Raw genomic sequence first — 24,994 nt, 5'->3', positions numbered from 1 at the left:
CGTGCCGATCATCAATCTCAATCAAGGGACCGCTGACGCCCTGCTCCAGAACTGGTTCCCCGTCGGGGCGGCAAGCAGGCCGCGCTTCGTGGTGGTCGTCGACGTGGGGCAGGGCAACTGCAACGTCGTCTTCAACGACAACTGGCGCCCGTTCATCTACTACGACCTGGGGGGCGGGATGAGCGGCAGTCAGTTCACCTATCCCCACCCAGCGCCCACGTACTGCATCGACGTCGCCTACTCTCGCGTGATCCAGTCGCACTGGGACGAGGACCACTACCGCGCGATGCTCCAGCTGTCGAACGCGCATGCCATCAACAACATTCACATCCTGGCACCAGCGCAAGATCGGTCGAACATCGCCTGGCGCGCCTCGATCCAGAAGAGCATGAGCGCGGAGGCGCTGGAGCAGACGCTCGATGGCGACGGGTGCACCCTCCACAAGTGGCCCGACGAGGACTGGCACAATGCCCCGGTCATGCGCAGGTCCACGCATTCGCACTTCCGCGTCATCAAGTGCTCGGGCAACGACACGAACAACTCGGGGCTCGCGCTGCGGATCGAGAACCCCGGGGTGGCTGGGGAGTACATGCTGCTCACGGGGGATGCGACGTTCGAGCAATTACCCCACATGGCCAATCAGCAGGTCTTCCGCCACGGGGTGGACCAGCGGTGCGTGGGACTCGTCGCGGGACACCACGGTTCGCCCGTGGGCCACACCCCGTACGTTCCGCGCCCCAATCGCGCGGCGGAGTACCTGATTGTCTATTCGTTCGGTTGGGGCAATGCGTTCGGCCACCCGAACATCGGCGATGGCGTGACGGCGTATGAGAGCCGCGAGTGGGACGACGACCACCGGATGGACACCGGGGGGGCGGAGTTCGCCGCGAAGTACGCGGGGCCGCGGGGCAACGTGGGCCTCCTGTGGCCGGGCGCGGCCCGTGGGCCGTGCTACGCGGACGCCGCCAATACTCCGGAGGAGATCAACGGCGCGGCGGTGTCGCTCCTCGCCACGGCCGCGGCGGAGATTGATGTCTACCAGAACGTGCTGGGCACGCGGGCCCAGGTCGCGGTAGGCGCGGCATACCAGGCGGCGATCGAAAGCAAGATTCCGCTCGTGGCCAACGCCATGCTTGTCCCCGCGGTCCAGGTCCCTCCGCGCACGCTCGCGCAGCGGGCGGCCGACATGGCGGGATTGGCGGCCACGCATGCCTCGCTCGCTGGGGCCCTGGGGACCGTTGTGGCGACGGCGGCCGTCGCGTCGCACGTCAATGCCCAGGCCCTGGCCGCCGCGATCGTCGATTGCGTGATGCTCGCCGCCGCGAAGTGCGCCCAGGAGGTCACGAACTTCGTCGAAATCGTGATCGCGGACCTGCTGAGCGACCCGTTGAACGTTCCGACGCTGCCGAGCCAGGCGAAAGAGGCGGCAGCGCAGGCGCACGGCTGTGCGGCGCACGCCGACACCATCGAGGTGGTACACGACGCCATCCCCACCGAGTTCGCGACACGCATCGTTTTCGCAGCCCACGCGCGCAACGGGGCCAACGTGCCGACGGACGCGCAAATCAAGACGGCGGTGACCGCGGCCGTATGCGCCGCGTCCCAGGCGCGAATCGGCCAGCCGGGAGGCAATTTCTCACAAGGGCCGGCGGAAGCAGCCGCTACCGCGGTGGCTGCGATGGCGGCCATCCGTGCGGATGTCCGCGTGGCAATCGCGGCGGCCGCCGCGCTGGCACCCGCGATTCCCATCAATCCACGGGCGTTCGCACCCGCGATGCTCATCGACAACGTGAACGCCAAGCTCCTGCCTCGAATCGCCGCCGTGGCCGCCATTTGTGGCACGCCCAGCCTGACGCTGGCGGAGGTCGCGCGCGCCGCCGTGGCGTCCGCCCGCGTCGCGTTCGCCGGCGCTTGCGGCGCCCCGCAGGTCGGGTGCCATCGACACCCGCGCGTCTGTCCGAACGGGCCTTGCTCGCTCTCCATCCACAACTTCTTCGGCATGTTCCCGGCGTCCGTTTCGACGTTCGCGGGCACGGGTGTGAACGGCAACGTGGGCGACGCGGGACAGGCGGCCGCCGCGCAGTTCAACACGCCAACGCACCTGGAGTACGACGCGGATTGGAACGTGTACGTCTCGGACCCCGGGCATCACCGTGTGCGCGTCATCGACGCTTCGGGGGACATCCGCGCGCTCGCTGGAGACGGCAACCAGGGGTACGCGGGCGACTCGAACGCGCTGGCTACGAACGCCCGGCTCCGCACGCCGGCGGGCCTCGCGATGGACGCATCACGCAACCGCCTCTTCATCGCGGATTCGGTGTCGCACCGGGTCCGCGAGGTCAACCTGTCCACGGGAATCATCACCACCATCGCGGGGACTGGAGCCCCGGGTTTCGGGGGCGACAGGGGGCTCGCCACCGCGGCCCTGCTCAACGCCCCCAGCGGCCTGGCGCTCGCGGTGGCAGACAACCTGCTTTACATCGCGGATACAGGCAACAACCGCATCCGCTGCGTGAACCTGACCACGGGGAAGATCCGAACTTTCGCGGGCACAGGTGTCGCGGGCCACGCGGGCGACGACGGCCCTCCTGCCGCCGCGACACTGAGCGCGCCGACCGCGGTGGCGGTGGACGCGGGCGGCGGGCTCTACATCGCGGATACAGGCAACCACTGCGTGCGCCTGGTCTCGGCGGGACTCATCACGGCCTTCGCTGGCGATGGGACGCAAGGATTCTGGGGGGACGGCGCGGATGCGGACTCAGCCCATCTCAACGCGCCTGGTGGCGTGGCGGTCGACTCCACGGGCAACGTGTACATCGCCGACCGGGGCAACCGCCGCGTGCGAAAAGTGAACGAGGCGGACGGTACGATCAGCACGTTCGCGGGTACGGGCGCCAATGGTAACGGGGGCGACGGCGGGCTCGCGACCGCGGCGACGTTCAACACCGTCTGTGGCGTCGCGGTCGACTCCACGGACGATGTCTACATCGTCGACCGAGGGCACCACCGGGTTCGCAAGGTCACGGTGGCGGATGGCACCATCGACGAGTTCGCGGGGAACGGCACGCAAGGGTTCGATGGCGACGACTTTGATGCCAGAGGAGCCGAACTCGACACCCCGCTGGCGGTTGCCTGTGGGCGTGAGGATGTCTTCATCGCGGACTCCGTCAATCACCGTGTCCGGAGGGTGGACGGCGCGGTCGACATCTACACGTGCGCGGGTGACGGCAACAACGGTCACGCGGGCGACGCGAATCATCCCGCTGCGGCGGCGCGGTTGGACACTCCGGGCGGGCTGTCTTACGACCGCGACAACCATGTTCTCTACGTGGCGGACAGTGGGAATCACCGCGTGCGCCGCGTCGACCTCAGGTCCCGCAACATCTCGCTCGTCGCGGGCAATGGGACCCAGGGGTTCGGCGGTGACAACGGTGACGCCCTGCTCGCGCAACTCGATACCCCCTCCGACGTCGCCTATGACTTCAAGGGCGACGTGCTGTACATCTGCGACCAAGGCAACAACTGCATTCGCGCGCTCTCAGTCGCTACCGGGGCAATCACTACCTTCGCGGGTGACGGCAATGCGGCGTTCGCGGGCGATGGTGGGGCGCCCGCCGCGGCATCGCTCCACACACCGGTCGCTGTCGCAGTCGACAACTCGCGCAACGTCTACGTGGCGACCGTCGGTGACCACCGTGTCCGCCTGATTGCGTACGACGACACCACGGACACCTTCACGATGAACACGCTGGCGGGCACGGGCGTGCAGGGCCACACGGGCGACGGTGCCGCGGCGAACGCGGCGCAGATCGACACCCCGCAGGGGCTCGCCGTGGATGGCGCGGGCGTGGTCTACATCGCATGCACGCCGCAAGCGCGTGTGCGCAAGGTCGAGGAAGGCATCATCACCACGCTGGTGGGTACGGGCGCAGCCGGTTTCGCGGGTGACGGCGGTCTGCCGGGGGCGGCTCAGATGAATGGGCCTCGCGGCCTGGCGGTTGACCAGGCCGGGCGCAGCCTATTTATCGCGGACACCGGGAACCGGCGGATTCGCCGTGCGATCCTTTGAACGCTTGAATCGTTTGCCTGGTTTCGGACGCCAGACGCCCTCGAGTGAGGGCGCCTCCTGGCGCGACCGGTAGACCGCGTCGATGCGCGACCGGGTACCGTCGTCAAGCTCGCCACTTGGCTCAATGCCAAAGTCCGCTTGGAAGGCCATGAGGGCCTGTCTCGTTTCGGCGCCCGCGTCGCCGTCAACAGGGCCCTGTTCGAACCCGAGGTTGCTCAATCGTGCCTGTACGCCTTGGACGGTGGACGGGGGCTTGAGCTTGCCCAACTCCAGGTTCCACGTACGCGGCGGGAGCCCTTCGGCGAGCCACACCTTGAGGACCGCCTTGCGCGCCTCCTTGGGGACCAACTGGTCGACCAGGCCACGGTCGCCCGTGTTTCCGTCGACGGATGCCGAGCCGATGGTCAGCCGGTACTTCTTGTGGGTGTACACGCCAAAGTCGTGATTCCGCACCACCAGGCGGATTCGCACCTTTTGTTGGAGAGGGCAGGGCTCCACCGCCGAGTCCACGGGGCGGTCCGGGAAGGACTGAGTCTCGGCTTGGAGGCGGGCAAAGTTCTCATGAGTGCTCATCGCAGGGCCCCGGCGGTGAGTTCGCAGAGTTGGTCAACGCGTGTGGACGCGGGGACGCCAGAGGCCTTGAGCACGTCGGCGGCCCACGCATAGCGGGGATTGGTGTCGAACTCCGCGCCGAGCGCGAACTGGACGTTGACGAAGCGCGCGAGGTCTCTTTCAGATGTGACGCCGTAGTTCCGGCCCCGCGCGATGCCGTCCTCTACGAATTCTTGGAGGGCGGACGGTGACATCGCCTCGCACGACTCCGGCCAGTGCTGGCGCACAAGGTCGCAGAGCCGCGACTCGAACCGATGGAGAGAAGCCTCTCCGAAGGTTTCCAACTGCGCCTGGCGGATAACGAGCGTCATGGAAGAGAGGATACCCATGCGCTGCCCGGAGTATCCATAGGCCGGATGGATGCGCCGCCGCGGGGGAGGGCAGGTGCTACGCGGCCGAGGAGCGCCGCTGCCGGAACCTCTGCCCGTGCGCCAGGTCTGAGGAGGCGCCACATGACTCCCTTTGGACATATCACCCTGCTCATGCCGTGCGTTGCTCCGGGGTGGCGCGGACGAGCGGACAGATACTCTTCTCATCACCGCGAATCTTGCACCCAAGGCCTCATTGGCATGCGCGCGGACTGCCGGCTGCCTGAGGTCAGGCTTGAGACCTCTTCGAGCACTTGCTCCCAGACAACGCATGGAGGGGGCGGTTGATAACGGTTTCATACGGACGCTGATGGGATGGGCGGCGGGAGTGCATCTGCCGGAGTGCATGCGCTTGCTACGTGTGGCGCAGTGTGGACGGACGCGCCCTCCGCCGTGTCTCCGTGCGCCAAAGCGCCTTCGTCCCTCGGAGAAATGAAGTGACGGCTCGCGGCATCCCCCTCTTGCGCACCCTGCGTCACGAGAGATAAGAGGTGGAACGAGTTCTGATTCTGCAAGTCAATCTCAATTTATGCCCCAAGGAGTCCCATGAAGTTCCGTGCCTGCGCCCTGGCGCTTGTGGCCCTGTTCCTTTCCGCCTGCGGGTCGGACGTGGAGAACACGCCCGGCATTCCCGCTCCCCCTCGCGTGACGGTGACCACCCCGGTGTCCGGCTTCGAGTCGGATGACGCCGTCGTCCGGCTGACCGGCCGGGTGAACGCGCCGGGGACACTGGCCGACCTGACCGCGCGATTGAACGACGGCGAAGCCGTTCCCGTGGTGGCCACCGCGGTCAGTGGTGCCTGGACATTCGCCGTGGACCTCACCCTGCGCGAGGGTGACAACACGGTGCACCTGGAGGCGGTGGACCAGTCCGGGGGCAAGGGCTCCCAGGTGACGACGGTGCGTTATGTCCCGGACACCGAGCCGCCCCAGGTGCAGGTGGTGTCTCCGGACGAGGGACTCGCCATCAGCGTGCGCCGCGTGCGCGTGGAGGCTGTGGCCTCGGACAACAAGCGCGTGGCGGGCGTGAGCTACTCGCTCAACGGCGGCGAGGAGCAGGCCCTGGACGCCCCCGCGAACGCGGAGGGCGCGCTGGCCTTCGAGGTGACTCCTCGGCCGGGCGCCAACGTCGTGACGCTGAAGGCGCGTGACGCGGGGGGCAACACGGGCGAGTCGACGGTGTCCTTCCACTTCGGCGGCCTGGCCTCCGCGGGCGGCCTGCACAGCGGCACGGTGCGCAATGGCCTTGTCTACATGTGGGGTCGCAACAACCGTGGCCAGCTCGGCCTGGGCGCGGACGTGACGATGGACCAGAAGAACCCGCAGGCGGTCCCGGGCCTGGAGTCGGTGACCTCCATCGCCTTCAATCAGAACTTCGCCATGGCGCTCACCGCTGGCGGCGAGGTGTGGACGTGGGGAGAGAACGGCGACAGCCAGCTCGGCCTGGGCACGCCGCCCGTGGAGGGCGAGACGCGGACGCGGGACGTCACCCCTCGCTACTCCGCCACGCGCGTGCCGGGGCTGACGGGCGCGGTCGCGGTGGGCCCGGGCTTCCGCCACTCGCTGGTGCTGATGGAGGACGGCACGGTGCGCGCCTTCGGCAACAACCAGAACGGTCAGCTGGGCGACGGCACCACCGTGTCGCGGGACTACCCCGTGGTGGTGTCGGGCCTGACGGACGTGGTGAAGGTGATTGGCGGCTCCATGCACTCGGCGGCGCTCAAGCGCGATGGCACCGTGTGGGTGTGGGGACGCAACGACTACGGCAACCTGGGCACGGGCGTGGTCGACGGTGACAGCCACCCGCTCCCCAACCAGGTGCCGGGCGTGACGGACGTGGTGGACATCGCCAACGGCCGCGACCACATCCTCGCGGTGCACGCGGACGGCACGGTGTCCGCATGGGGCCTGGACGCCAGCGGCCAGCTCGGGACGGGCGCCCTCACCCCGGGCGGCGAGAGCGCCACGCCTGTGAAGGTGAAGAACGTCGCCCAGGCGCGCGCGGTGTTCGCCAACGGTAACTACAGCTTCGCGCGGCTCGCGGACGGTTCGCTGATGGCGTGGGGACAGAACCACAACGGCCAGCTCGCCCTGGGCTCCACGGTGCAGTCGCATCCGGAGCCCACGGCCTCCTCGGCGGAGGTCGCGCCGCTGTCCTCCATGGGCATGGGCGCCACCCACGTCATCGCCGTGCGCGGGGATGGCTCCGTCTTCGCCTGGGGCTGGAACCTCAACGGCTCGCTCGGCCCGGACGGCGTCATCAACAGTTGGTCCTACCCGGCCCCCATCCCGGTGCCGCTGCCCTGAGCCACGGCGCCTGGGCGCATCGCCGCTCCTGATGCGCCTTCCCGGCGTCGTGGCTCATGGCGGCGTCGGGGGCAGGTCGCCCTCTTGAGGGCACCGGGCGGGAGGCGGAGGACCGCGGGCTTGGAAGCCCGCGGTCCTTCGCCGCGGCTCGCTAGTCCTTCGTGCAGACGACGTCGTCGACCTGGAGGTGGTCGCGGTCGGCTTCACTGCGGCTCGGATAGAAGAACAGGCGCCAGTCACGCACGTTGCCCGTGATGCGGAAGAACACCGGCTGCCACTCGTCGCTGTCGACGGTGAGGAAGTCGGTGGCCGGGCTCCAGCCAGCGCTCGAGTAGCTGCGATGCCGGATGGTGCCGTGGCCCCGCACCCGGTACGAGCAGGAGTAGTTGCCGCTGGGGACGTTGAACTTCTCGAGCGTGAAGCGCTCGGCGACCTGGATGGGGACCACGAACTGCAGCGCCGACGAACCGCCATGCACCGCCGCCGTGTAGCGCACGAGTCGCGAGGGCCTGATCTCCGTGCCCGGGTCGGCGACGCCGTTGTCGAGCCCGTACCAGTAGTCCGGGATGAGATGGTTGCCGTGGTAGGGGATGTTGTAGGTGTTCCAGCTCTCGAACCCACCATTGCGGATGATGTTCGCGGGGTGGTCGGCGGACACGCAGCGTCCGGTCGCAGTGTCGCAGGCCGGCAGCTCACCCACGCAGTCGTACGTGGTGAAGCAGGCTCCCGCGGACAGCTCGCACACGCCGCTCGTGGGGTTGCAGCTCGTCGCCGGGTGATTGCACACGACGCCGGCGCAAGGGTCGCCCTCGACGCAGAGATGGCTGGCCGTATCGCAGACCGGCGTCTCCGGCGTCCCCGCGCAATCCGCGTGGCGGGTGCAGCGGTCGGCGGCGACCACGCACGTGTTCGTCTCGTCGCAGGCTTGCCACTCGCTGCAGTCCTCGGCAGCGTTGCACCGGCCGGCGAGCGGCTCGCAGGTCGCGGTGGCATTCACGCAGCGCTCCCAGGACTCGCAGCTGACATCGTCACACGGCTCGGCGGCCCGCGTGCAGCGCACGTCATCGATGCTCAGGTGCTCGCCGCTGGTGTTGCGGATGCTGAAGATGAGCTCGAAGGTGTCGAAGACATCGTTGGCGAGGTTGAAGCTGTACGCCACCTGCGTCCACGTCGCGCTGTTGACGGTCGTGTAGGACGAGTAGCTGGAGTAGTCGTCGTCGAAGAAGGCGTTTCGAACGTCGCCAATGCCCCGCGCCTGGAAGGTGCAGGCGTAGCGGCCCGCGGGCATCGACTTCGCTCCGGTGGTGAAGCGCCGGTGCGTCCCCGAAGTGTTGGTCAGGCGGACCGCGTTCACGCCCTCGAAGGCGTTCGTGGTCACCTTCTGCACGCTGTCCGACGTGATGTTCGACTTGCTCCCGAGCCACATCTCCGGAAGCGCACCGGGCCACTCTTCGAAGCCCCAGTTGTCGATGACGCTCCCCCCGGGTTCCACACCCGCGTCAGGCGTCTCACTGCCGGCGTCCGGCGTCTCACTGCCAGCGTCCGGGATTTCCTCGCCCGCGTCCGGCGTCTCGCTGCCGGCGTCCGGGATTTCCTCGCCCGCGTCCGGCGTCTCGCCGCCGGCGTCCGGGATTTCCTCGCCCGCGTCCGGCGTCTCGCTGCCGGCGTCCGGCGTTTCCTCACCGGCGTCAGGCGCCTCTTCCCCCGCGTCCGGCGTTTCGCCGCCCGCGTCCGGCGTTTCGCCGCCCGCGTCCGGCGTTTCGCCGCCCGCGTCCGGTCGCGTCTGGCCGGCGTCAGGAGTCACTACGGGATCCGAATCCCCCCCGCAGGCGGCCACGAAGACCAGCAGCGAAGTCAGACACACTCGAAACAACGTCAAAGCAATCCTCCGGTTCGCGGAACGGGCTTCTCGTACCACACTTCCCTCAAGCGGGACCGAGCCGGCCCCCCACGGTTGCGCCGTGTCTGCCTCATGGTATGGAAGAATTCTGAGAGTCCGATGCTTCCTTGATTCTTCCGCGCTGCGTGGGCGCGTTCTCCCCCGGAAAGCCCCACATTGCGCACCCGGAAATCAAGGGGGGGCTACCGCGAGCGGGCTGCGCGCAACTTCAGCCGCTTCGGCGACACGCGATGTTCACGCAGTGTTTCCACCAGGATGGGCTGGAGTTCCTTGTGGATGTCCGCCGCTAGTACAGGGGCTTGGGATGCTGCGGTCCGCCCATTGCGCCACGCCTCCCGGCAGGTGCCACTGCGTGCGTTCCCCGCTTTGAATGTCGGCGAAGCGTCCTCGGCCTGACCGACATGCCCTGGTGGTGGGAGTACAACCCCCTGCCGAGCAGTACGCGCTGTCGATGCGGCGGTCCCTTGGTCGTGGATGGTCTCAGCGGATGACGGTGTAGCCGGCGTGCTTGTGGTCGGTGACGCCGTCCGCCTTCACCTGGGCGCTGGTGTCGGTATCGAGCCCCGCGGACCCCCAGACCTGGTTGAAGTTATCGCCATTCGCTTTCTATCCGCCCACCACGCGGCGCAGCCCGGCGTCCTCCAGTGCCGCGCCGACGTTCTTCGTGGAGTCATTGAAGTCTCCCTGCACGACCACCTCGCAGGCTGGAGGGCCCTTGCTCTCCGCCCGCACGACGTCCGCCAGATAGTCGAGCTGCTTCGCCCGCAGGGTCGCGTTCTCGTTGCCCGAGGCGAGGTGGACGTTGATGATGCTCTTCTCCCGTCCATCATTCCCCACCACCCGTGTCACCAGCGCGACCCTGCGTGCGTATTCCCGAGAGAGTCTGACGGCACCGCGCGTGCTGATGGATGGTGGCATTCTGCCCGACAGTGCTGAATGCCTGGGAACAGACCTTTCCAGTGTCTGTAGATGGCGCTCGCCTGGCATGCGTGCGGAGAGGTCATGTCGCCGTGGTTGTCAATGCGAAGAGTGTTCAGGGGCGAGCACCGTCTGTTCATCCGCCCTCGCCACCAGGCCGCGGGATGTTGATCCTGGCAATGTCAAACACGAAAGGAGCGGTCCCTTGAAACTCCGGTTCATGCCCATGCTGGCCATGTGTGTAGGAGCAAGTGCCCTGGTCGCTGGATGCGGCGCTGAGGGTGAGATGTCGGTGCTGGAGGTGTCACCCGAGTCCGCGTTGTACTCCGAGGACGTCGTCCCGCTTCATTCCGAGGAGGGCACCGTGGCAGCGGCCGCCTGTTCCCATAACTCGACCCGCTGGGTGCGGGATGGGTGTTGCACACAGACGGCAACCCGACGCCGCCAGGAGATCTGCATCTACGGGGCCTGGTACTCGACGAACGTGTCCGAATGCTATTTCCCCACGTCGTACTGTCTCTGAGCGGCGAAGAATGGCTCGAAGCCCCTTGGCGGCGCGCGAAGGGGCTTCAGCCGGCCATTGATGGCGTCACGCCCATGGTGCCCGCCCCGCTGGCCAGCGCACCCGTGCCTGGCGGAAGCACCTCGCTCCAGCAGCTCGTGGAGCGCATCCTTGAGGTCGTCGATGACAGCGGTGGCGTCGGCACGGAAGCGCAAGGACTCGCGAGCCGCATCCAGGCTCATGGCGCGGCGGCGATTCCGTATCTCCTCCCGCTGTTCAGGGAGGAATCGGAGGCCATTCGTGACTTCGCGGGCTACGTCCTGCGTGACCTCGAAGCCCGGCTTCATGGGGACGGATGGACTGGGCGCGGATGTGGTCGTCACGCCCGAGGGAGACATGCGGCTCGCCAGCCCACAGAACATCTCAGGCACGCAGGACCAGGCGCCACCCGCTCCGCCCCGGCGCAAGTGAGTTTCGCGCCGGAGACCGGGCGCACCTGAACGGCGTGCGCCCGGCCCCGCGTGAAATCAGCGTGTGCCTACTCCACGGTCAGGCACTTCGCCGGGCCGAACGTGGCCGCGTAGTACGGCGTGTAGAGGTCGGGCCCGAGCGTGAAGTTGCAGGTGTTCACCGCGTCCGGCGACAGCCCCTGGTTCTGCTGCAGGTAGCGCGCGACGTAGTCCCGCACGCCATCCGCGGACGTCCACAGCACACGGCCTTCCTTGAACATGCTGTAGCCGCCACCACCGCCCGCGCGGTAGTTGTTGATGGCGACGATGAAGACCTGGTCATCGGTGACTTCATTGCCCTTGAAGCGCAGGTGCGTGGTCCGCGAGCCCGCGGGCTTCGTCAGGTCGTAGCCGTATTCGATGTGCGAGTAGAGGTCCCAGTTGTAGTCCGCGATGGAGGGCGAGGTGGCCTTTGCCGCCGCGGGCGTCGGGGGCAGGTTGTCCGGGTCAATCGTGGCGAAGTAGTTGGCGTTCATCTCCACCGCGCGCCGGAGGATGGAGCCGTTGATCTCCATCACGTACAGCGTGTTGTCGTAGATGTAGACGCTGTAGGCATCGCGCAGGGTGACGTCTCCCTCGGGCAGCGAGACATCGTTGGTGAAGATGGCGCCCAGGGACAGGTCCACGGCGAAACCGGCTTCGAGCGCGGCCTGCTCCTGCACGATGTTGATGAGGTCCCCCAGTGGGCCGTCCACGTAGCGTCCGGCGAAGCCGCCCGGGAACACGCCGGTGGTGGTGCCAATCTTCTGGTTCACGTAGGCGACCGTCGTGTCGTGGTGGACCTGGGTGCTCTGGGTGACGGCGGCATCCGCCGCCACCGTGTCGTCCACGACGTGGAGTTGGGCGTCATGGGTGTTCACGCCCCATCGCTCGCCATCCCAGGTGACCTGGAGCTGGACGTCGGCCAGGTGGCTGCCCCAGCGGTTGGGCTGCGTGAGGAGGACCTCGCTCCCGTCCACGTTCCGCAGCAGCATCTTCGGAATGGGCTGGTGCGTGTGGCCCGTGAGGAGGACATCCACGCCGGGGACCTGCTGGGCAATCTGGACGGCCTGGTTCTCTCCCGGGAGGTTGCCCCGGTCCGCCCACTTCGAATCATCCGCGTAGTCGGCCAGCCACGATTCAGGGTTGCTCGCGCTGCCGGTCGGCTGCCGGTCGGGACCGCTGTGGATGGCCACCACCACGACGTCCGCGCCGGCGTCCTTCATCCGCGGCACGTAGTCCTTCGCCGTCTGCAGCGGGTCATCGAAGCGCAGGCCGGCGATGTTCTCCGCGCGCTCCCACGTCGTCACGCCAGGCGTCACCAGGCCGAGGATGCCGACCTTCACGTCACACACCGTCTTGATGATGTAGGGCGTGAATGCCTCGGAGCCGTCCGCGGAGTTGCGCACGTTGGCTCCGAGCAGTGGGAAGTTGACCTCGCTCTTGAACTTGTTGAGGACGTCCAGGCCGAAGTTGAACTCGTGGTTGCCCAGGGCCATGGCGGCATAGCCCATCTCGTTCATGGCGGCGGCCATGGGATGCTGGGGCGTGTTGTCCACCAGGGCATAGTAGGTGCCCAGCGGCGAGCCCTGGATGGTGTCGCCGGTGTCGACGAGCAGCGTGCAGTCCGGGTTCTTCTCCCGCTCCTGCTTGACGAGCGTGGCCACCTTGGCGACGCCTCGCTTCGCGTCGGGCTTCCCGGAGAAGTAGTCCCACGGGAAGATGTTCGTGTGCAGGTCGCTCGTCTGCAGCAGCGTCAGCGTACGAGGGGTGGTGTCGGGCGGGGGCTCGTTGCCGGGCCCTGGTTCTTCGCTGGAATCGCAGGCCGTCAACAGCGAGCAGGCACCCACGAGACAGAAGGAAGTCGTGCGCAACGCGCGCGCCCAGGCAGGAAAACGCATCAGGAAACCTCTACGAAGTGGAATGCCGGGAAGAATCTCCCAGCTGGGCGAGACCCTAACTCATGGCTCTGTCATTCCCTGCGCGGGAAGGTCTCGTCATGCTCTCGCTCGAGCGGCGTTTCTCAAATTCCCGCCGGTGTCTCTGGCGTTCTCGGACTTCGGGAGCGCGGCGTTGCAGAATGCCATGCCCGTTGAGCCGAAATCTCACGGGGTGAGAATTGACGCGGGCAGTCTTTGGAGCAGTGCGAAGAAGAGCATCAGCTCCGCCGCCGCGATGGCCGCGCATCCGCCATGGAACATCCGGAAGGTCCGGGGGGCGTACCAGTTCCAGTGACGCTCATGGCCCAGGTTCGCCCAGCCATCCGTCAGGGGGAACGAAGCCACCGCGAACAGCGTGGGCCAGAGGGGGCCGGTCAGCCGAGTCCGCCCGGGGCTGCAAGTTCAAGTGCACGTTCTGCTCCACCAGGTTCCTCGGGAGCTGGCGGGGCGTGTCCGCGGGCAACTTCGTGGACCGGTTGGAGCGGCTTCAGCCCTACCTCAAGCGCACGCGCTACAAGGTCTTCAGCATCATCGATGACCTCTACACGCTGGACATCCAGCGGGTCGCCGACGTCACCCGCGAGCTCAAGCGCCGCGGCATGAAAATCCAGGCCACCCTGGATGCCCGCGCCACGGATGTCATCCGGGGTGAGGTCTGCGAAGCCCTGGCCCCCATCACCAACCACATGCTCATCGGCGCCGAGTGTGGCTACGACGAGGGCCTGAAGAAGATTGCCAAGGGCTGCACGACGAAGGTGCTCGAGCGGGCCGCGGCCATGCTTCAGGAGGTGGGGCTCTCCCACAAGTGTGTGTTCTCGTTCGTCATCGGCTTCCCGTTCGAGACGCGCGAGGACTGCCTGCGGACCATCGAGTTCGCCTCGAAGCTGCTCGTCAAATACAACGTCCGCGTCTACCTGCAGTGGTACAACACCATTCCTGGCTCGGCCATCTGGGAGGAACTGGCGGGCAAGGGCCTGGTGTCCATTGGGTTGTTCCATGCGCCGACGGTGGACTTCCCGTCGCATGGGGTGCTGGAGAATGGCGCGCGCCCGGAGTCCCCGCGGCAGAGCGACGTGGCCGGGCTCGTGGGGCTGCGGCGTGGCAAGTCCCGCGCCGCGGGTGCGGCGCCTCGGGGGCGGGAGTAGGGCGCGATACCGCCCAGGCCGGAACGAGCCGGCCTGGGACGTGTCCATCGAGAACTCAGTGCCTGCGTTGCGCGCTCACGACGCGGCCGTTCAGCGGCTGCAGCGGGCGGTTGTTCGGGTTGAGGTAGGGCAGACGCTGGAACGCGGCAATCTGCGAGTCCGACATCTCGATGGGGTTCTTCATCACATACCACTGGAGCCCTTCGGTGCACGGGGGCGTGGTGAGTGAGCCGACGTACTTGTAGAACGCCTTGTTGAACGGGAGCAGCGAGCTGGCGTTGATGACCGCGGCCAGGGGCTGGCTGTGCTCACCGGCGTGCTTGGGCAGGTTCCGGAAGGAGGTGAGCAGCCCCGGGTGCACGAGGCCCTCCTTGATGAGCACGCCCACGACCAGGGCCGGCGTGCCATGGGCGTCGGTGTGCACCAGGTGCACCTCGAGCGGGTACTCCACGCCGTCCTTCGTGTGCTCGCTGGGCGTATGGAAATGGAACTGCGCCAGGTGATACGTGTTGCCACCCACCTGGAGGGTGCTGCCGGCGTCATAGGTGAACTGCACGGTGTGGCCGTTGTTCGTCATGCGCACGCGGCTGGCGCCGTAATGGAAGCTGGGGACGTCCAGGTGATGCTGCCGGTCCGTCTCCGCCGTCACCAGCGCGATGGGGGACTGGTCCAGTCCCGCCGCGCACAACGCATTGCCCGGGAGTTCGCCCCAGTGCTGCGGGCTGACCGTCTGTGAATAACCCCAATGCGCGTCCTCTCCGCTCAGGAAGACCGGGGCCGGGGTCCCGCGGAGGTCCTGGGCGAGGGCGCTTGAAGCAAGGCAAACGGATGACACCAACGCGCCCTGGAGGGCGCGCACTGAGACAGCGCGAAAACGAGACATGTGGATGCGTCCTTTGGGATGAGACGACGAACACGAGCCGGGCACCCCAGGCCTCACCTCAGGCCAGGGCCGCCCCACTCACGCGGACACGCACCGGGTTTCGAGCCAGCGGCCGGCGTCCGTGAATTTCATTTAAATTCAGAAATATTTGTTAGCCATTGTTTCCGACACTTTCTGTCGGACTCGGCAGACGGCCTGGCGGTGTGTCATGACGGGTTTGAAATGACATCGTTTCTTGTGCGCCGAGCAGCGCCCCCCTTGAATCGCCCTGCTGTCAGGGAGATACGTTCGGTCCTGGAAGGTCTGGTCGTTCCGGGTGGGGGCGCTCGTAGAATTTTGCTGACTGGGGCTGAGATGGCGGGGGACTGACATGGCCGACGAGGCGCGCATCACGCAGTGTTGTGTCGTGGGAGGAGGCCCGGCGGGGATGATGCTGGGCTTGTTGCTGGCACGGGCGGGGGTGGAGGTGACGGTGCTGGAGAAGCACGCGGACTTCCTGCGTGACTTCCGCGGCGACACCATCCACCCCTCCACCCTGGAGCTGATGCACGAGCTGGGGTGGCTGGAGGAACTCCTGGCCCTGCCGCATCAAAAGGCGCCGGTGTTGCGCTTCCAGCGCGGCGCCCATGACGTGGTCGTCGGAGACTTCTCTCACCTGCCCACGCGCGCGCGTTACATCGCGTTCATGCCGCAGTGGGACCTGCTCGACTTCCTCGCGCGGAAGGCCGCCGAGTACCCGGGCTTCCACCTGCGCCGGTGCGCGGAAGTGACGGATGTGTTGCGTGAGAAGGGGTGTGTCGTCGGCGTCCAGGCCCGGACGCCGGAGGGCTCATTGGAGGTTCGTGCGTCGCTGGTGGTGGCGGCGGATGGCCGGACCTCCGTCGTGCGTCAGCGCGCCGGGCTGGAGGTGGAGGTCCTGGGCGCGCCCATGGACGTCCTCTGGTTCCGTGTCTCGCGCAAGCCCGAAGACCCCGAGGACCCCATGGGCCGCTTCGAGCAGGGACAGATTTTCGTCCTCATCAACCGGGGCGACTCGTGGCAGTGCGGGCGTGTCATCTCGAAGGGCAGCTTCGACGCCTTGCGCGAGGCCGGGCTGGCGTCCTTCCGCGAGGACTTCGCCCGGCTGGCGCCCTTTCTGGCGGACCGGACCCACGAGCTGGCGACGTGGGACGACGTGAAGCTGCTCACCGTGCGGGTGGATCGGCTGCGCACCTGGTACCAGGCGGGCCTGCTCTGCATTGGCGACGCGGCGCATGCCATGTCACCCGTGGGTGGGGTAGGCATCAACCTGGCGGTGCAGGACGCGGTAGCCGCCGCCAACATCCTCGCGGGGCCACTGCTCGCCCGGCATGTGACGCCCATGGACCTGCGGCGCGTCCAGGAGCGCCGGGAGTGGCCCACGCGTTTCACCCAGCGGGCCCAGGTCCTCATCCAGAATCGCGTGCTCGGGCCCGCGCTGCGAAGCCCGGCGGCGTCCACCGCGCTTCCCTTGCCGCTGTGGCTGGTCCAGCACGTCCCCTTCCTGCGGCGCATTCCGGCGCGCCTGGTGGGCATGGGCATACGGCCCGAACACGTGCGCACGCCAGCGGCGCCTCCCAGGGCCTGAGCGATTCAGGCGGGCGTCAAGCCTTGCCCGCCACTTTCGCGGCCCACCACCGCAGGCCCACGAAGAGGAAGCGCCAGTCCTTGAGGAACTCAGGGGGCTTGCGCTCGAAGGCATGGCCCACGAACTGGAAGCTCCACCCGACGACGAAGAGGGCGGCGGGCACTTTCCAGAGGCGAGGGACGAACGGGGATGCGGCGGCCAGAGGGACCGAGGCCGCAATCATCGGAATGCCCACCGTATGACACAGACGGTTGACAGCATGGGTGTGGCTTTTCGAGTACTCCGAAATCCACGCCTCCCAGGAACGGTCGCCGAGCATGACGCCACGGTATGCACCGTGCGCCCCAGGAGGAAGGTGCCGGGTGGGTGCTCGTCTGGCCTGGGAGGCGTCGCGGGCGTGTGACGCTGGAAGTCACAAACCCTCCCGCCGCGTGGCGGCTACGACTGCGCGGACGGCTCCTCCCACGGGAAGTGGGTGGCGCCCAGCGCGGGCTTGAGGTCGAACAGCCAGGATGCCTTCTCGTCGTACTTCGCGAAGAAGGGCCGGCCGACGAGCTCCGGGTCGCGCGCCTGGATGAAGTGGAGGACGAAGACCTTCTCGCCGGCAATCTCCGTCACACCGTCCACGCACACCTTGCCCGGCGTGGAGGACATCGACGGGCCGCGCACCGTGCGCGCCAGTCCGGACACGCTCTGGTAGGCGTTGCGGAAGATGTCGTAGGCCTCGGCGAGCGGCACCGCGAAGTAGTCCTGCGGCCCCGTGTCCCGCTCGATGAACATGTAATACGGCACCATGCCGTGGCGCAGGTGCGTGCGCCACATGCTCTCCCAGGTGTCCGGGGTGTCGTTGATGGTGCGGATGAGCGGCGCCTGGGTGCGGATGACCGCGCCGGTGCCCCGGATGCGGCGCACCGCCTCCTGGACAATCTCGGGGACCATCTCGTTGGGATGAGAGAAATGCGCCATGAAGGCCAGGCTCTTGCCGGAGGCGACCACCTTCTCGAACAGGCGCAGGATGTCGTCCGCGTCCGAATCCGTGACGAAGCGCTGCGGCCAGTAGGCCAGCGCCTTGGTGCCGATGCGGATGGCCTCCAGGTGCTCGATGTCCAGCAGTGGCTCGATATACTTGGCCAGCACGGCCTCGGTCATGATCATCGGGTCGCCACCGGTGAACAGCACGTTGGTGACCTCGGGGTGCGCGCGGATGTAGTTCACCAGCGGCTCGATTTCCCGCGAGGCGAACTTCAGGTCCGCGTCCCCGACGAACTGCGCCCAGCGGAAGCAATACGTGCAGTAGGCGTGGCACGTCTGGCCCTGCTTGGGGAAGATGAGCACCGTCTCCTTGTACTTGTGCTGGAGGCCCGGGACGGGCTCTTCGTTGGCCAGCTTGGGAACGTTGAGCTGCATCTGCCCGGCGGGGTGCGGATTGAGCCGCGCGCGAATCTGGTTGGCGGCCGCGTTCAGCTCCAGGGTTGATGCACCGGAGCTCAGCAGGTCCGCCATGCGAGCCACATCGTCCGTGGGCAGCATGTCCGCCTGCGGAAAGACGAGCCGGTAGATGGGGTCGGCGGGCGCGGCGGCCCAGTCGATCAGCTCGTCCACGACGTAGCTGTTGGTCCGGAAGGGCAGCACGTGCGCCACCGCTTGCACCGCGAGCCGTTCATCCGCTGAGAGCCCGGCCCGAGTCGTCAGCTCGTCCAGGTGTCGCGTGGTGTAGGCACGGTACCGGCGACCCGTGGACAGAGCCAGTGCTGCGTTTGACATAACGCTCATGTCTCGTTTCTCCTGCGGTAGTCAGGGCGGCCACGAGGTCCACAGCGGCCACCCTGGCTGGTGGCCGGGCGTGAGCGCACACCGTTTGACCACCAACGAGGGAGAGTCCGGTTACCACGCCGAGGTGGGAAGTGTCATCCCTCAGCGGCGAGCGGGCAGGCTGGATTCCACCTTACGTTGCAGTTTGCAGTGACTCTGCGTCCGTAGTGACATGACGCAATGTGTCGAAGGCCGGGGGGGCTGCTGTCTCCAGTCTCCGGGCCGGGGAGTCCCTGCCGCCGCGGCGGGCCGGTAGATACCTGACATACCCCTGTCATGCGGGCTGCCTAAGTCATGGGCGTCGTTTCACTCGTTCGAGGAGATTCCGCCATGTCGAAGGACAGCAAGCTGAAGCACTACACCGGGGGATGTCTTTGCGGAGCGGTGCGCTTCGAGGCCGAGATGGACCTGTCGGAGCCCGTGAGCCGCTGCAATTGCAGCATCTGCACCAAGGTGGGTGGCACGCAGGCCTACCCGAAGCCGAGCGCCTTCCGCGTCACCGCGGGCGCGGAGCACCTGGGTGAGTTCCGGAAGGGCTCGAGCCCGAACTTCCGCTCGTTCTGCAAGCACTGCGGCATCCATTGCTTCTCCGCCGGGTTCGTCGAGGAGCTCGGTGGAGAGTTCCGGTCCGTCAACATCCAGTGCCTGGACGACGTCGACCCCGGTGAGCTCAAGGTCGTGTACTGGGACGGCCGCCATGACAACTGGGAGGCCGGGACGCGCGACAGACCCTGGCCCATCCGGAGCTGAGCCCTCGCTCACGTCCCGCGCGGCTTGCGCCGGCGAGCGAGCCGCTCCGCCTGCTCCGGGTTGAGCATCTTCACGTAGGCCAGGAGGCCGTCGAGGTGCGCGCGGTGTGCCTCGCCGTCCTCCGACCGCCCCTCCTGGTGCAGCATCGCCCGGAGCCGCCGCCGCTCCTCGCGTGACAAGCCCAGCGTCGTATTCACGGTGACGCCAGTGACGCGCTGGGCACCGCCCCGGCGCTGCACGCGGGTCTTCTCGCGGTTGACCTCGAAGCCTTCCTCCTGCACGTACCGCGCGGCCAGCGCGCGGACTCGCTCCAGCGCCGTGACGTCATCGCCGGAGAAGGTGAGGTCATCCGCGTAGCGCGTGTACGTGTAGCCGTACCGCCGCGCCAGGCCCGCCAGCCGCCGGTCCAGTCGCAGCAGCACCGCGTTGCACAGTGCAGGGCTCGTGGGGGCGCCCTGCACACAGACGCGCGGGCCCACGGGAACGTGGAAGAGGGTGCCCTCCAACTCCACGGGCTGGCGCTCGGACTCCGTCATCAGCACCGCGAGCGTGGCCGCCACGGGATATCCGTAGCCCAGGGCGATGAGCAGCCCTCGCACCCGCGCGAAGGTGACGGAGGGGAAGAAGTCCTTCAGGTCCAGCTTCAGGACTACCCGCCGGCCCACGTGCGGCGCGGCGCCCGTCTTGATGGAGCGGCCCGGCACGAATCCATGGGCCTGTGGACTCACGGGGAGCTTCGACACCAGGAGCGCCAGCAGCCGGCGTTGCAGGGCCTTCAGGCGCCGCTTGGGCGCATGCAGCAGCCGGACGCCTCCGGAGCGCTTGGGCACCGCGAAGGTCACGTAGTGCCGCACCCGCTCACGCGGTCGGTGGATGCTGTAGTGCCGGAGCACGCCCACCGAGACGCCCAGCGCCGCGGCCACGTCCTCCTCCGTGCGCCAGACCGGCAGGCCATAACGCGCCAGCTGTGCCTCGTCGGGCAGCAAGTCCCGCAGGTTCCGGTTGCGCGTGCGCAGCGTGGCGGAGAACAGCCGCCGGGCCTCGGCGGCCTCCATCCACTTCTTCCGGCCAGGCGTGTAGCGGCGGATGCCCTTGGGAAGCAGCCGCGCATCCCGGCGAATCTGTCTCAGGTGCCCCGGCTTCAGAGGGCCCGACGTGGAGACCGTCTCCCTCACCACGTCCTGTGGGCGGCCGTGGGCATCCAGCGGCACGTCCAGCCCGGTGGTGCTCCGCGTCACGGGACGGCTGAACAACCCCTTGAGCCGGGAGAGGGCGTTGTCGAACCAGCTCATGGTGCTCCGGAAGAGGCCAGGGGACGACCTGCGAGGCGTTGGACCCGGGGCTCCCGGCGTTGCGTACGCTGGGACCCTGGCGAAGAGATGGGGACAGAACACCCCCGCGGCGAAACACCGCGGTACTCATGGCTCATCTGCGAGCCCTGGCCTCTCCCGAGAGCACCTGCTGTTATCGTCATTCGTCGTCTCCCGGGTCAAGCGCCTCTGTGGGCCGCCGCCGCGCGCCCGCCTCCGCCGCCCGGGCCGCGAGCGCGTCCGCAGAGGCGGGCTCGGAGCTGCTGAGTTCGCGGCGCTGCGCTCGCGCCAGGCGGCTGAGCGCGAGCAGGTGTGCGCAGGGGCCCTGGTTCAGCAGGTGCTCGCTGAAGTACTCGCAGCCGCACCGGCCGAAGAGGACACGGTCCTCGTCGTTCATCACCAGCTCGACGCCCGACTGCGGGCCCGCGCGGCCATGGACCACCCAGTCCCGGTGGACCACCTCGCGCGTGACGGGCCCCTCCGGCGTGTTCAGCGTGCGGACCTTGCGCTTCTCTCTCGGCGCCGCGGAGGTCACCTCCACCTCGCCCGCGGCCTCCAGGCGCTCTGCTTCCTCACGGCGGGCGTCAGGCGGGTACAGGTGGCCCAGGTCCACCGGTGTGGCGAACAGCTCGCGGTGGCGCCAGTTCCGCGCCTCCACGTCGAAGAGGGCACGCCCGGCCGCGCATTGCGCCGCCAGGGCGCCCGCGGCCCGCGCCGTGTCCACGCCCAGGGCGGTGGCCACGTCCTCGGTCGAGGCATGAAAGCGCTCGCGCAGCACGCCGAGCACACGCTCCTCCAGCGCGTCGTCGCGCGCCGGCTCCAGCAGCAGGTCCATGCCCGCGGTGTTCGTCCAATGATTCGCCGTCCACCCGGACAGGCCCAGCAGGAAGCGCACGCCGCCGGGCAGGTGCGCGACATAGAAGTGCGGCAGCGCGCGGCCCTTCAGGTAGATGTCCACCCGCTCCGCGTAGGGCAGCAGCGGCTCCAGCAGCCGCAGTCGCCGGCGGCCCCAGGCCCGGATGATGCGAGGCGTCGTGTAGCCGTGGACCGCACCCTTCAAGGGCACGGGGTGCTCCCAAGGCTCCAGCATCAGCCGCGCGTCCCTTCCCGGGTGGAGTTCGTAGCGCAGCGCGCGCGGTGACACCTTGGCCTTGGTGTGGCTGAGGAAGCGCACCGCGGAGAGCAGGTCCACCGGCCGCGCGGTCAGGCGGGTGCCGGGCATCGCCATGCCGCCCTGGAGTTGGAGCAGGCCCCGCACCCAGGGCTCCGGGACGTCCACCTTCTGCTCGAAGCGACCGCCCGCGCCGGTGGTGCGCACGTCGAGTCCCTCCGGACCGATGCGCAGGTGTGTCTCCCGGGTGGAGCGCATCTCGGCCAGCGCCGCCCACAGCCAGGCGGTGAAGTCCACGTTGGTGGTGCCACAGCGCACCTCACCCTCGGGCTCGAAGAGGCCGCGGTCCACGATGACGAGCCCGTAGGCGCTCTGGTCCTGGCTGAAGGCCTCGAAGAAGACGCGGTCGGGGTGCACGGTGATGAGCGGGTCCAACAACCCGCCGCCCCACGTCTCGTTCCACGCGTCCGATTGCCAGATGAGCCCGCCGAGCGCCTGGAGGGCCATCCGAAGGGACAGGACGTCCCGGGCCACGCGCGCGTGGAAACGCACGGGGCGGTGCGCGTCCGCGGACAGGCTGAGCTGCGCGCGCTCCCGGGTGGACTCGAACACGGAGGGCGTGGCGTAGAGGAAGCTGGAGGCCGTCACGCGCCGTCTCCTTTCGCGGGCAGGCCGAAGACGTGGGGGACTTCCGCGGAGCCTCGCAGCTCGGGCCAGCGCGTCAGCATGCGGGCCAGCAGCGCCATCAGCGACTCCTTGGGATAGCGCGAGTCCGGCAGCGCGAAGGCGTCACGCACGCGCGGCACCAGCACGCGGGCGGCCTCCACGCTGTGGGCGGCGGCGTTGGCCAGCGCGTCGAAGGCGGCGTGACGCGTGCGCCGGTGCAGGGGCCTCAGCAGGGTGGCCTGGAGCAGGTCCACGTTCTGTGCGGCCACCTCACGGGCCTTCGCGGAGTCGCGGCCGAGCAGCCGGAAGGCCAGCGCCTGGACGTGAATCTGCGGCGCCTCCAGCAGGTCGCGCACGGCGCGGGGCTCGGCCAGGTAGAAGTCATCCGAGCGGAGGAAGAACAGCCGCGCCAGCCGGTTCTTCTCCAGCAGCGTGTCGAAGGTCCAGATGGAATAGGCGGGCAGGGCGCCCAGCGCGTTGGCGGCGCGGCGGGCGAAGACGCCGCCCTCCTTCGGCAGGGCCTCGTAGTGCGCGGCCATCGCGTCGAGCACCTTCTCCCACTCCTTCGCGCTCCCCGTCGTCGGGACGTGCATGGCGGCGCGACTGGCGAGGAAGTCCAGCAGGTCCTCGTCGTTCGCTTCCAGCGCGCGCATCACCAGCTTGGGGTACGCGGCGCGCCAGCTCGAAGCGACGTGCATGCGGAAGGGGCCACGTACCAACTCCGGGAAGCGCGCGTACAGTGCGGTGGCGGTGGCGTCCGTCAGCCGCTGCACCCGGGCCAGGCCCAGGCCGGGGAGATTCCATTCGCCGCCCGCGCCCGCCAGTTGGAGCAGCCGGCGTCGAGTCCGGGCCGGGAGGGATGCGTCGTCCCGCACCAGCCGCAGCACCTCCGCGTCATACGTCTCCGCCATGGCCGAGGTGCGCAGGAGCGCGCCCCATACATCGTCCCAGTCCCGCGCCCGCGCGAGCGCCAGCAGCTCCGGGAAGCCCTTCGCGTCCTTTCGTCCCAGCGCGCCCCAGCGAGGAGCCACCGCCCGCAGATGGCCGAGGAGGTAGGGCACTACGTCCCGCCCGCGCGCCTCCGCCAGCTCCACGAAGAGCTGCGCCGCGCCGGGCATGGGCGTCTCCGGGTGGTGTGCCTTCAGCGCGGCGACCAGCTCGGCGGGGGGCTGGACGGTGCGTGCGAGCGCCAGGGCATCACGGCACCATGTGGGCTCATCCACGCATCGCCGGTAGAGCGCGGAGGCCAGGGCCGCGTCACCCCGCGCCTGGGCCCGCTCGCGCAGCGTGTTCCACATGGGCTGGCGCTCGCGGGGCCATCTCAACGGCAGGTGCTCCAGGATGAAGGGCCGGGCGGCCTCCGCGTCCAGTGCGTCCAGGGCCAGGGCGGTGGGCTCGTCCAGCCGGCCCCAGCCGATGTCCATCTTGGCGAGTTCGGTGTGCCGCGCCGCGCGCGTGGGCGCTTTCTGGACACGCCGCACCACCTCTGTCTGCCAGAACTCCGTCTGCCGGGGGAGGCGCAGACCCGCGAGCTTCCAGGCCAGGAGGCGGCGGAACATCTCCACGTCGTCGGTGCGGTCCGCGTCGAAGAGCCAGACCTCCAGCGCGGAGGCATTCTCCCCGAGCCAGGGGTTCTGCCACTGCCCGTCGGCGGTGATGCTGCTGGGCGAGAAGCAGGACAGCATGAGGGGGCGGAAGCGGACGCGGTCCCTGGCGTGGAGGGCGGGCCCCCACAGCCAGGTGAAGGACCGGAAGGCGGGGCGGCGCGCCAGTTCCTCGAGGGCGGCACGGAGTTCTTCGTCGGACTGTGTCCGGGACAGGACGCCACGCAGGGCGGCGTCCATCTCTTTTACCTCTCGGCGGAATCGCCGCTCCCAGCTTTCGTTCACGCTCCCCGGTTTACACCGACCGCTCTGGGAGACACAGTGGTGAGCGGTCAACCCATGTAGGAAGGCGGGTCGCTGGCGGGAAACGAAGACATGGAGCCTTCGGCGACGATGTCGCGATTGCCCGCCGCGTCGCGTGACTCGCCAGGGAGGATGTTCCACCGTCCATGCTCGCCCGCGCCGTACCGCGACGGGTCGCGAAGGCTGGAGGCGCGTGCGTCGATGACCACCGGCCTGCGGCTGCACGCGCGCCACTGCGCCGCGAGCAGCGCGGACTGAACGGCCGCATCGGCCAGGAAGACGACGGAGCGCCGCTTCCGGTTCGTGGCGTACGTGGAGACGTCGACCATCAGGAGTGTGAGCGCGCTCCAGATGCCCAGCTTCCTGAGCTCCGGCGTGACGCGGCCATGGCGGTGCGCGGACAGGAGCGTCGCGCCCACCGTGCCGGCGAGTCCGCCCACCGTCTTCATCAGCCAGCCTTCGCGGATGGGCCCGGTGAACCGGGTGACCCGCTTCGGCTGGAACCAGGGCAACAGGCCCTTCAGCAGGAAATACGCGCCCTGGACTTCGGCCGGGTCTCTTCGGAAAAACGAAGCGAGTCGTCTGTTCATCCGCTCTCTGCCTCCCGCGCTCAAGGTGCTTCCTGGCGCAGGGAGGGGCACCTGGGCCGGGCGGACGGGCAGGCGCCAACTCGGGCGGCAGGCGAGCGGCTCGGCCTGCC

At 68.4% G+C, this 24,994-nt stretch carries 19 protein-coding genes and 1 pseudogene; 6 read left to right on the top strand and 14 right to left on the bottom strand.

Annotated elements, in window-relative coordinates; translation table 11 throughout:
- The first annotated feature begins 1 nt into the window (after position 1).
- Positions 2–4,069, top strand: a complete 4,068-nt coding sequence (locus tag OZ403_RS33205) for an NHL domain-containing protein (protein ID WP_268782642.1) — start codon at positions 2–4, stop codon at positions 4,067–4,069.
- Here OZ403_RS33205 and OZ403_RS33200 read toward each other — a convergent pair.
- Positions 4,019–4,579, bottom strand: a complete 561-nt coding sequence (locus tag OZ403_RS33200; protein ID WP_161606808.1) for a peptidoglycan-binding domain-containing protein — start codon at positions 4,577–4,579, stop codon at positions 4,019–4,021. The genes OZ403_RS33205 and OZ403_RS33200 overlap by 51 nt on opposite strands.
- Positions 4,580–4,638: 59 nt before the next feature.
- Positions 4,639–4,992 (bottom strand): hypothetical protein, encoded by a 354-nt coding sequence (locus OZ403_RS33195; RefSeq protein ID WP_140857140.1) that lies wholly within the window; start codon positions 4,990–4,992, stop codon positions 4,639–4,641.
- A gap of 603 nt (positions 4,993–5,595) precedes the next feature.
- Here OZ403_RS33195 and OZ403_RS33190 point away from each other — a divergent pair.
- A complete protein-coding gene (locus OZ403_RS33190) occupies positions 5,596–7,356 on the top strand; it encodes an RCC1 domain-containing protein (protein WP_268782641.1) in 1,761 nt (586 codons plus the stop codon).
- Positions 7,357–7,507: 151 nt separating this feature from the next.
- Here OZ403_RS33190 and OZ403_RS33185 read toward each other — a convergent pair whose 3' ends face one another.
- The 3 genes from OZ403_RS33185 to OZ403_RS33175 all read right to left on the bottom strand — a co-directional run bounded on the left by OZ403_RS33185 (position 7,508) and on the right by OZ403_RS33175 (position 10,918).
- Entirely contained in the window at positions 7,508–9,160 is a 1,653-nt protein-coding gene (locus OZ403_RS33185) for an invertase recombinase-like protein (protein ID WP_268782640.1), read from the bottom strand.
- A gap of 702 nt (positions 9,161–9,862) precedes the next feature.
- Positions 9,863–10,096 (bottom strand): hypothetical protein, encoded by a 234-nt coding sequence (locus OZ403_RS33180; RefSeq protein WP_268782639.1) that lies wholly within the window; start codon positions 10,094–10,096, stop codon positions 9,863–9,865.
- A 573-nt stretch (positions 10,097–10,669) separates the two neighbouring features.
- On the bottom strand, positions 10,670–10,918 hold the full coding sequence (locus tag OZ403_RS33175; RefSeq protein ID WP_174258953.1) for a hypothetical protein: 249 nt from the start codon (positions 10,916–10,918) through the stop codon (positions 10,670–10,672).
- Between the two features lie 58 nt (positions 10,919–10,976).
- Between OZ403_RS33175 and OZ403_RS33170 the strand changes: the two genes are divergently transcribed.
- Entirely contained in the window at positions 10,977–11,147 is a 171-nt protein-coding gene (locus tag OZ403_RS33170) for a hypothetical protein (RefSeq protein WP_162521007.1), read from the top strand.
- Positions 11,148–11,214: 67 nt separating this feature from the next.
- On the opposite strand, the gene OZ403_RS33165 is transcribed toward OZ403_RS33170, so the two are convergent.
- Entirely contained in the window at positions 11,215–13,065 is a 1,851-nt protein-coding gene (locus OZ403_RS33165) for a bifunctional metallophosphatase/5'-nucleotidase (protein WP_140795236.1), read from the bottom strand.
- 204 nt (positions 13,066–13,269) lie between these two features.
- Positions 13,270–13,449 (bottom strand): hypothetical protein, encoded by a 180-nt coding sequence (locus OZ403_RS33160; RefSeq protein WP_268784939.1) that lies wholly within the window; start codon positions 13,447–13,449, stop codon positions 13,270–13,272.
- A 101-nt stretch (positions 13,450–13,550) separates the two neighbouring features.
- On the opposite strand from OZ403_RS33160, the pseudogene OZ403_RS33155 reads away from it, so the two are divergent.
- Positions 13,551–14,249, top strand: a pseudogene (locus tag OZ403_RS33155) (radical SAM protein); the annotation flags it as partial.
- A 55-nt stretch (positions 14,250–14,304) separates the two neighbouring features.
- Here the strand turns inward: OZ403_RS33155 and OZ403_RS33150 are convergent.
- Positions 14,305–15,132 (bottom strand): carbonic anhydrase, encoded by an 828-nt coding sequence (locus OZ403_RS33150; RefSeq protein WP_268782638.1) that lies wholly within the window; start codon positions 15,130–15,132, stop codon positions 14,305–14,307.
- A 370-nt stretch (positions 15,133–15,502) separates the two neighbouring features.
- Between OZ403_RS33150 and OZ403_RS33145 the strand changes: the two genes are divergently transcribed.
- A complete protein-coding gene (locus tag OZ403_RS33145; protein WP_140795233.1) occupies positions 15,503–16,738 on the top strand; it encodes an FAD-dependent oxidoreductase in 1,236 nt (411 codons plus the stop codon).
- A 16-nt stretch (positions 16,739–16,754) separates the two neighbouring features.
- Here the strand turns inward: OZ403_RS33145 and OZ403_RS33140 are convergent, their stop codons facing one another.
- Positions 16,755–17,057 (bottom strand): Mpo1-like protein, encoded by a 303-nt coding sequence (locus tag OZ403_RS33140; RefSeq protein WP_140795232.1) that lies wholly within the window; start codon positions 17,055–17,057, stop codon positions 16,755–16,757.
- 119 nt (positions 17,058–17,176) lie between these two features.
- On the bottom strand, positions 17,177–18,511 hold the full coding sequence (locus tag OZ403_RS33135) for a KamA family radical SAM protein (protein ID WP_140795231.1): 1,335 nt from the start codon (positions 18,509–18,511) through the stop codon (positions 17,177–17,179).
- Positions 18,512–18,880: 369 nt separating this feature from the next.
- Here OZ403_RS33135 and OZ403_RS33130 point away from each other — a divergent pair, with 369 nt between their 5' ends.
- The gene (locus OZ403_RS33130; RefSeq protein ID WP_140795230.1) at positions 18,881–19,300 is read left to right on the top strand and encodes a GFA family protein; all 420 of its coding nucleotides are present in this window, start codon (positions 18,881–18,883) and stop codon (positions 19,298–19,300) included.
- Positions 19,301–19,308: 8 nt separating this feature from the next.
- On the opposite strand, the gene OZ403_RS33125 is transcribed toward OZ403_RS33130, so the two are convergent.
- From OZ403_RS33125 to OZ403_RS33110, 4 genes are all read right to left on the bottom strand, one after another.
- A complete protein-coding gene (locus OZ403_RS33125; protein WP_140795229.1) occupies positions 19,309–20,592 on the bottom strand; it encodes a reverse transcriptase family protein in 1,284 nt (427 codons plus the stop codon).
- Between the two features lie 178 nt (positions 20,593–20,770).
- The gene (locus OZ403_RS33120; RefSeq protein ID WP_268782637.1) at positions 20,771–22,369 is read right to left on the bottom strand and encodes a hypothetical protein; all 1,599 of its coding nucleotides are present in this window, start codon (positions 22,367–22,369) and stop codon (positions 20,771–20,773) included.
- The gene (locus OZ403_RS33115) at positions 22,366–24,231 is read right to left on the bottom strand and encodes a gliding motility protein (protein ID WP_237077661.1); all 1,866 of its coding nucleotides are present in this window, start codon (positions 24,229–24,231) and stop codon (positions 22,366–22,368) included. The genes OZ403_RS33120 and OZ403_RS33115 overlap by 4 nt, the downstream gene beginning before the upstream one ends.
- Positions 24,232–24,323: 92 nt before the next feature.
- Entirely contained in the window at positions 24,324–24,884 is a 561-nt protein-coding gene (locus tag OZ403_RS33110; RefSeq protein ID WP_140795226.1) for a hypothetical protein, read from the bottom strand.
- Positions 24,885–24,994 lie beyond the last annotated feature (110 nt).

The sequence above is a fragment of the Myxococcus sp. NMCA1 genome (assembly GCF_026810205.1).
Classification (GTDB): domain Bacteria; phylum Myxococcota; class Myxococcia; order Myxococcales; family Myxococcaceae; genus Myxococcus; species Myxococcus xanthus_A.
This window is presented reverse-complemented; position numbering and strand designations above follow the sequence as displayed.

Excerpts from the sequence above, each read along its gene's own strand:
- OZ403_RS33140 (WP_140795232.1), bottom strand. The coding sequence starts at position 17,057 with ATGCTCGGCGACCGTTCCTGGGAGGCGTGGATTTCGGAGTACTCGAAA.
- OZ403_RS33190 (WP_268782641.1), top strand. The coding sequence starts at position 5,596 with ATGAAGTTCCGTGCCTGCGCCCTGGCGCTTGTGGCCCTGTTCCTTTCC.
- OZ403_RS33145 (WP_140795233.1), top strand. The coding sequence starts at position 15,503 with ATGGCCGACGAGGCGCGCATCACGCAGTGTTGTGTCGTGGGAGGAGGC.
- OZ403_RS33165 (WP_140795236.1), bottom strand. The coding sequence starts at position 13,065 with ATGCGTTTTCCTGCCTGGGCGCGCGCGTTGCGCACGACTTCCTTCTGT.
- OZ403_RS33175 (WP_174258953.1), bottom strand. The coding sequence starts at position 10,918 with ATGAGCCTGGATGCGGCTCGCGAGTCCTTGCGCTTCCGTGCCGACGCC.
- OZ403_RS33125 (WP_140795229.1), bottom strand. The coding sequence starts at position 20,592 with ATGAGCTGGTTCGACAACGCCCTCTCCCGGCTCAAGGGGTTGTTCAGC.
- OZ403_RS33110 (WP_140795226.1), bottom strand. The coding sequence starts at position 24,884 with ATGAACAGACGACTCGCTTCGTTTTTCCGAAGAGACCCGGCCGAAGTC.
- OZ403_RS33130 (WP_140795230.1), top strand. The coding sequence starts at position 18,881 with ATGTCGAAGGACAGCAAGCTGAAGCACTACACCGGGGGATGTCTTTGC.
- OZ403_RS33150 (WP_268782638.1), bottom strand. The coding sequence starts at position 15,132 with ATGTCTCGTTTTCGCGCTGTCTCAGTGCGCGCCCTCCAGGGCGCGTTG.
- OZ403_RS33135 (WP_140795231.1), bottom strand. The coding sequence starts at position 18,511 with ATGAGCGTTATGTCAAACGCAGCACTGGCTCTGTCCACGGGTCGCCGG.
- OZ403_RS33115 (WP_237077661.1), bottom strand. The coding sequence starts at position 24,231 with ATGGACGCCGCCCTGCGTGGCGTCCTGTCCCGGACACAGTCCGACGAA.
- OZ403_RS33195 (WP_140857140.1), bottom strand. The coding sequence starts at position 4,992 with ATGACGCTCGTTATCCGCCAGGCGCAGTTGGAAACCTTCGGAGAGGCT.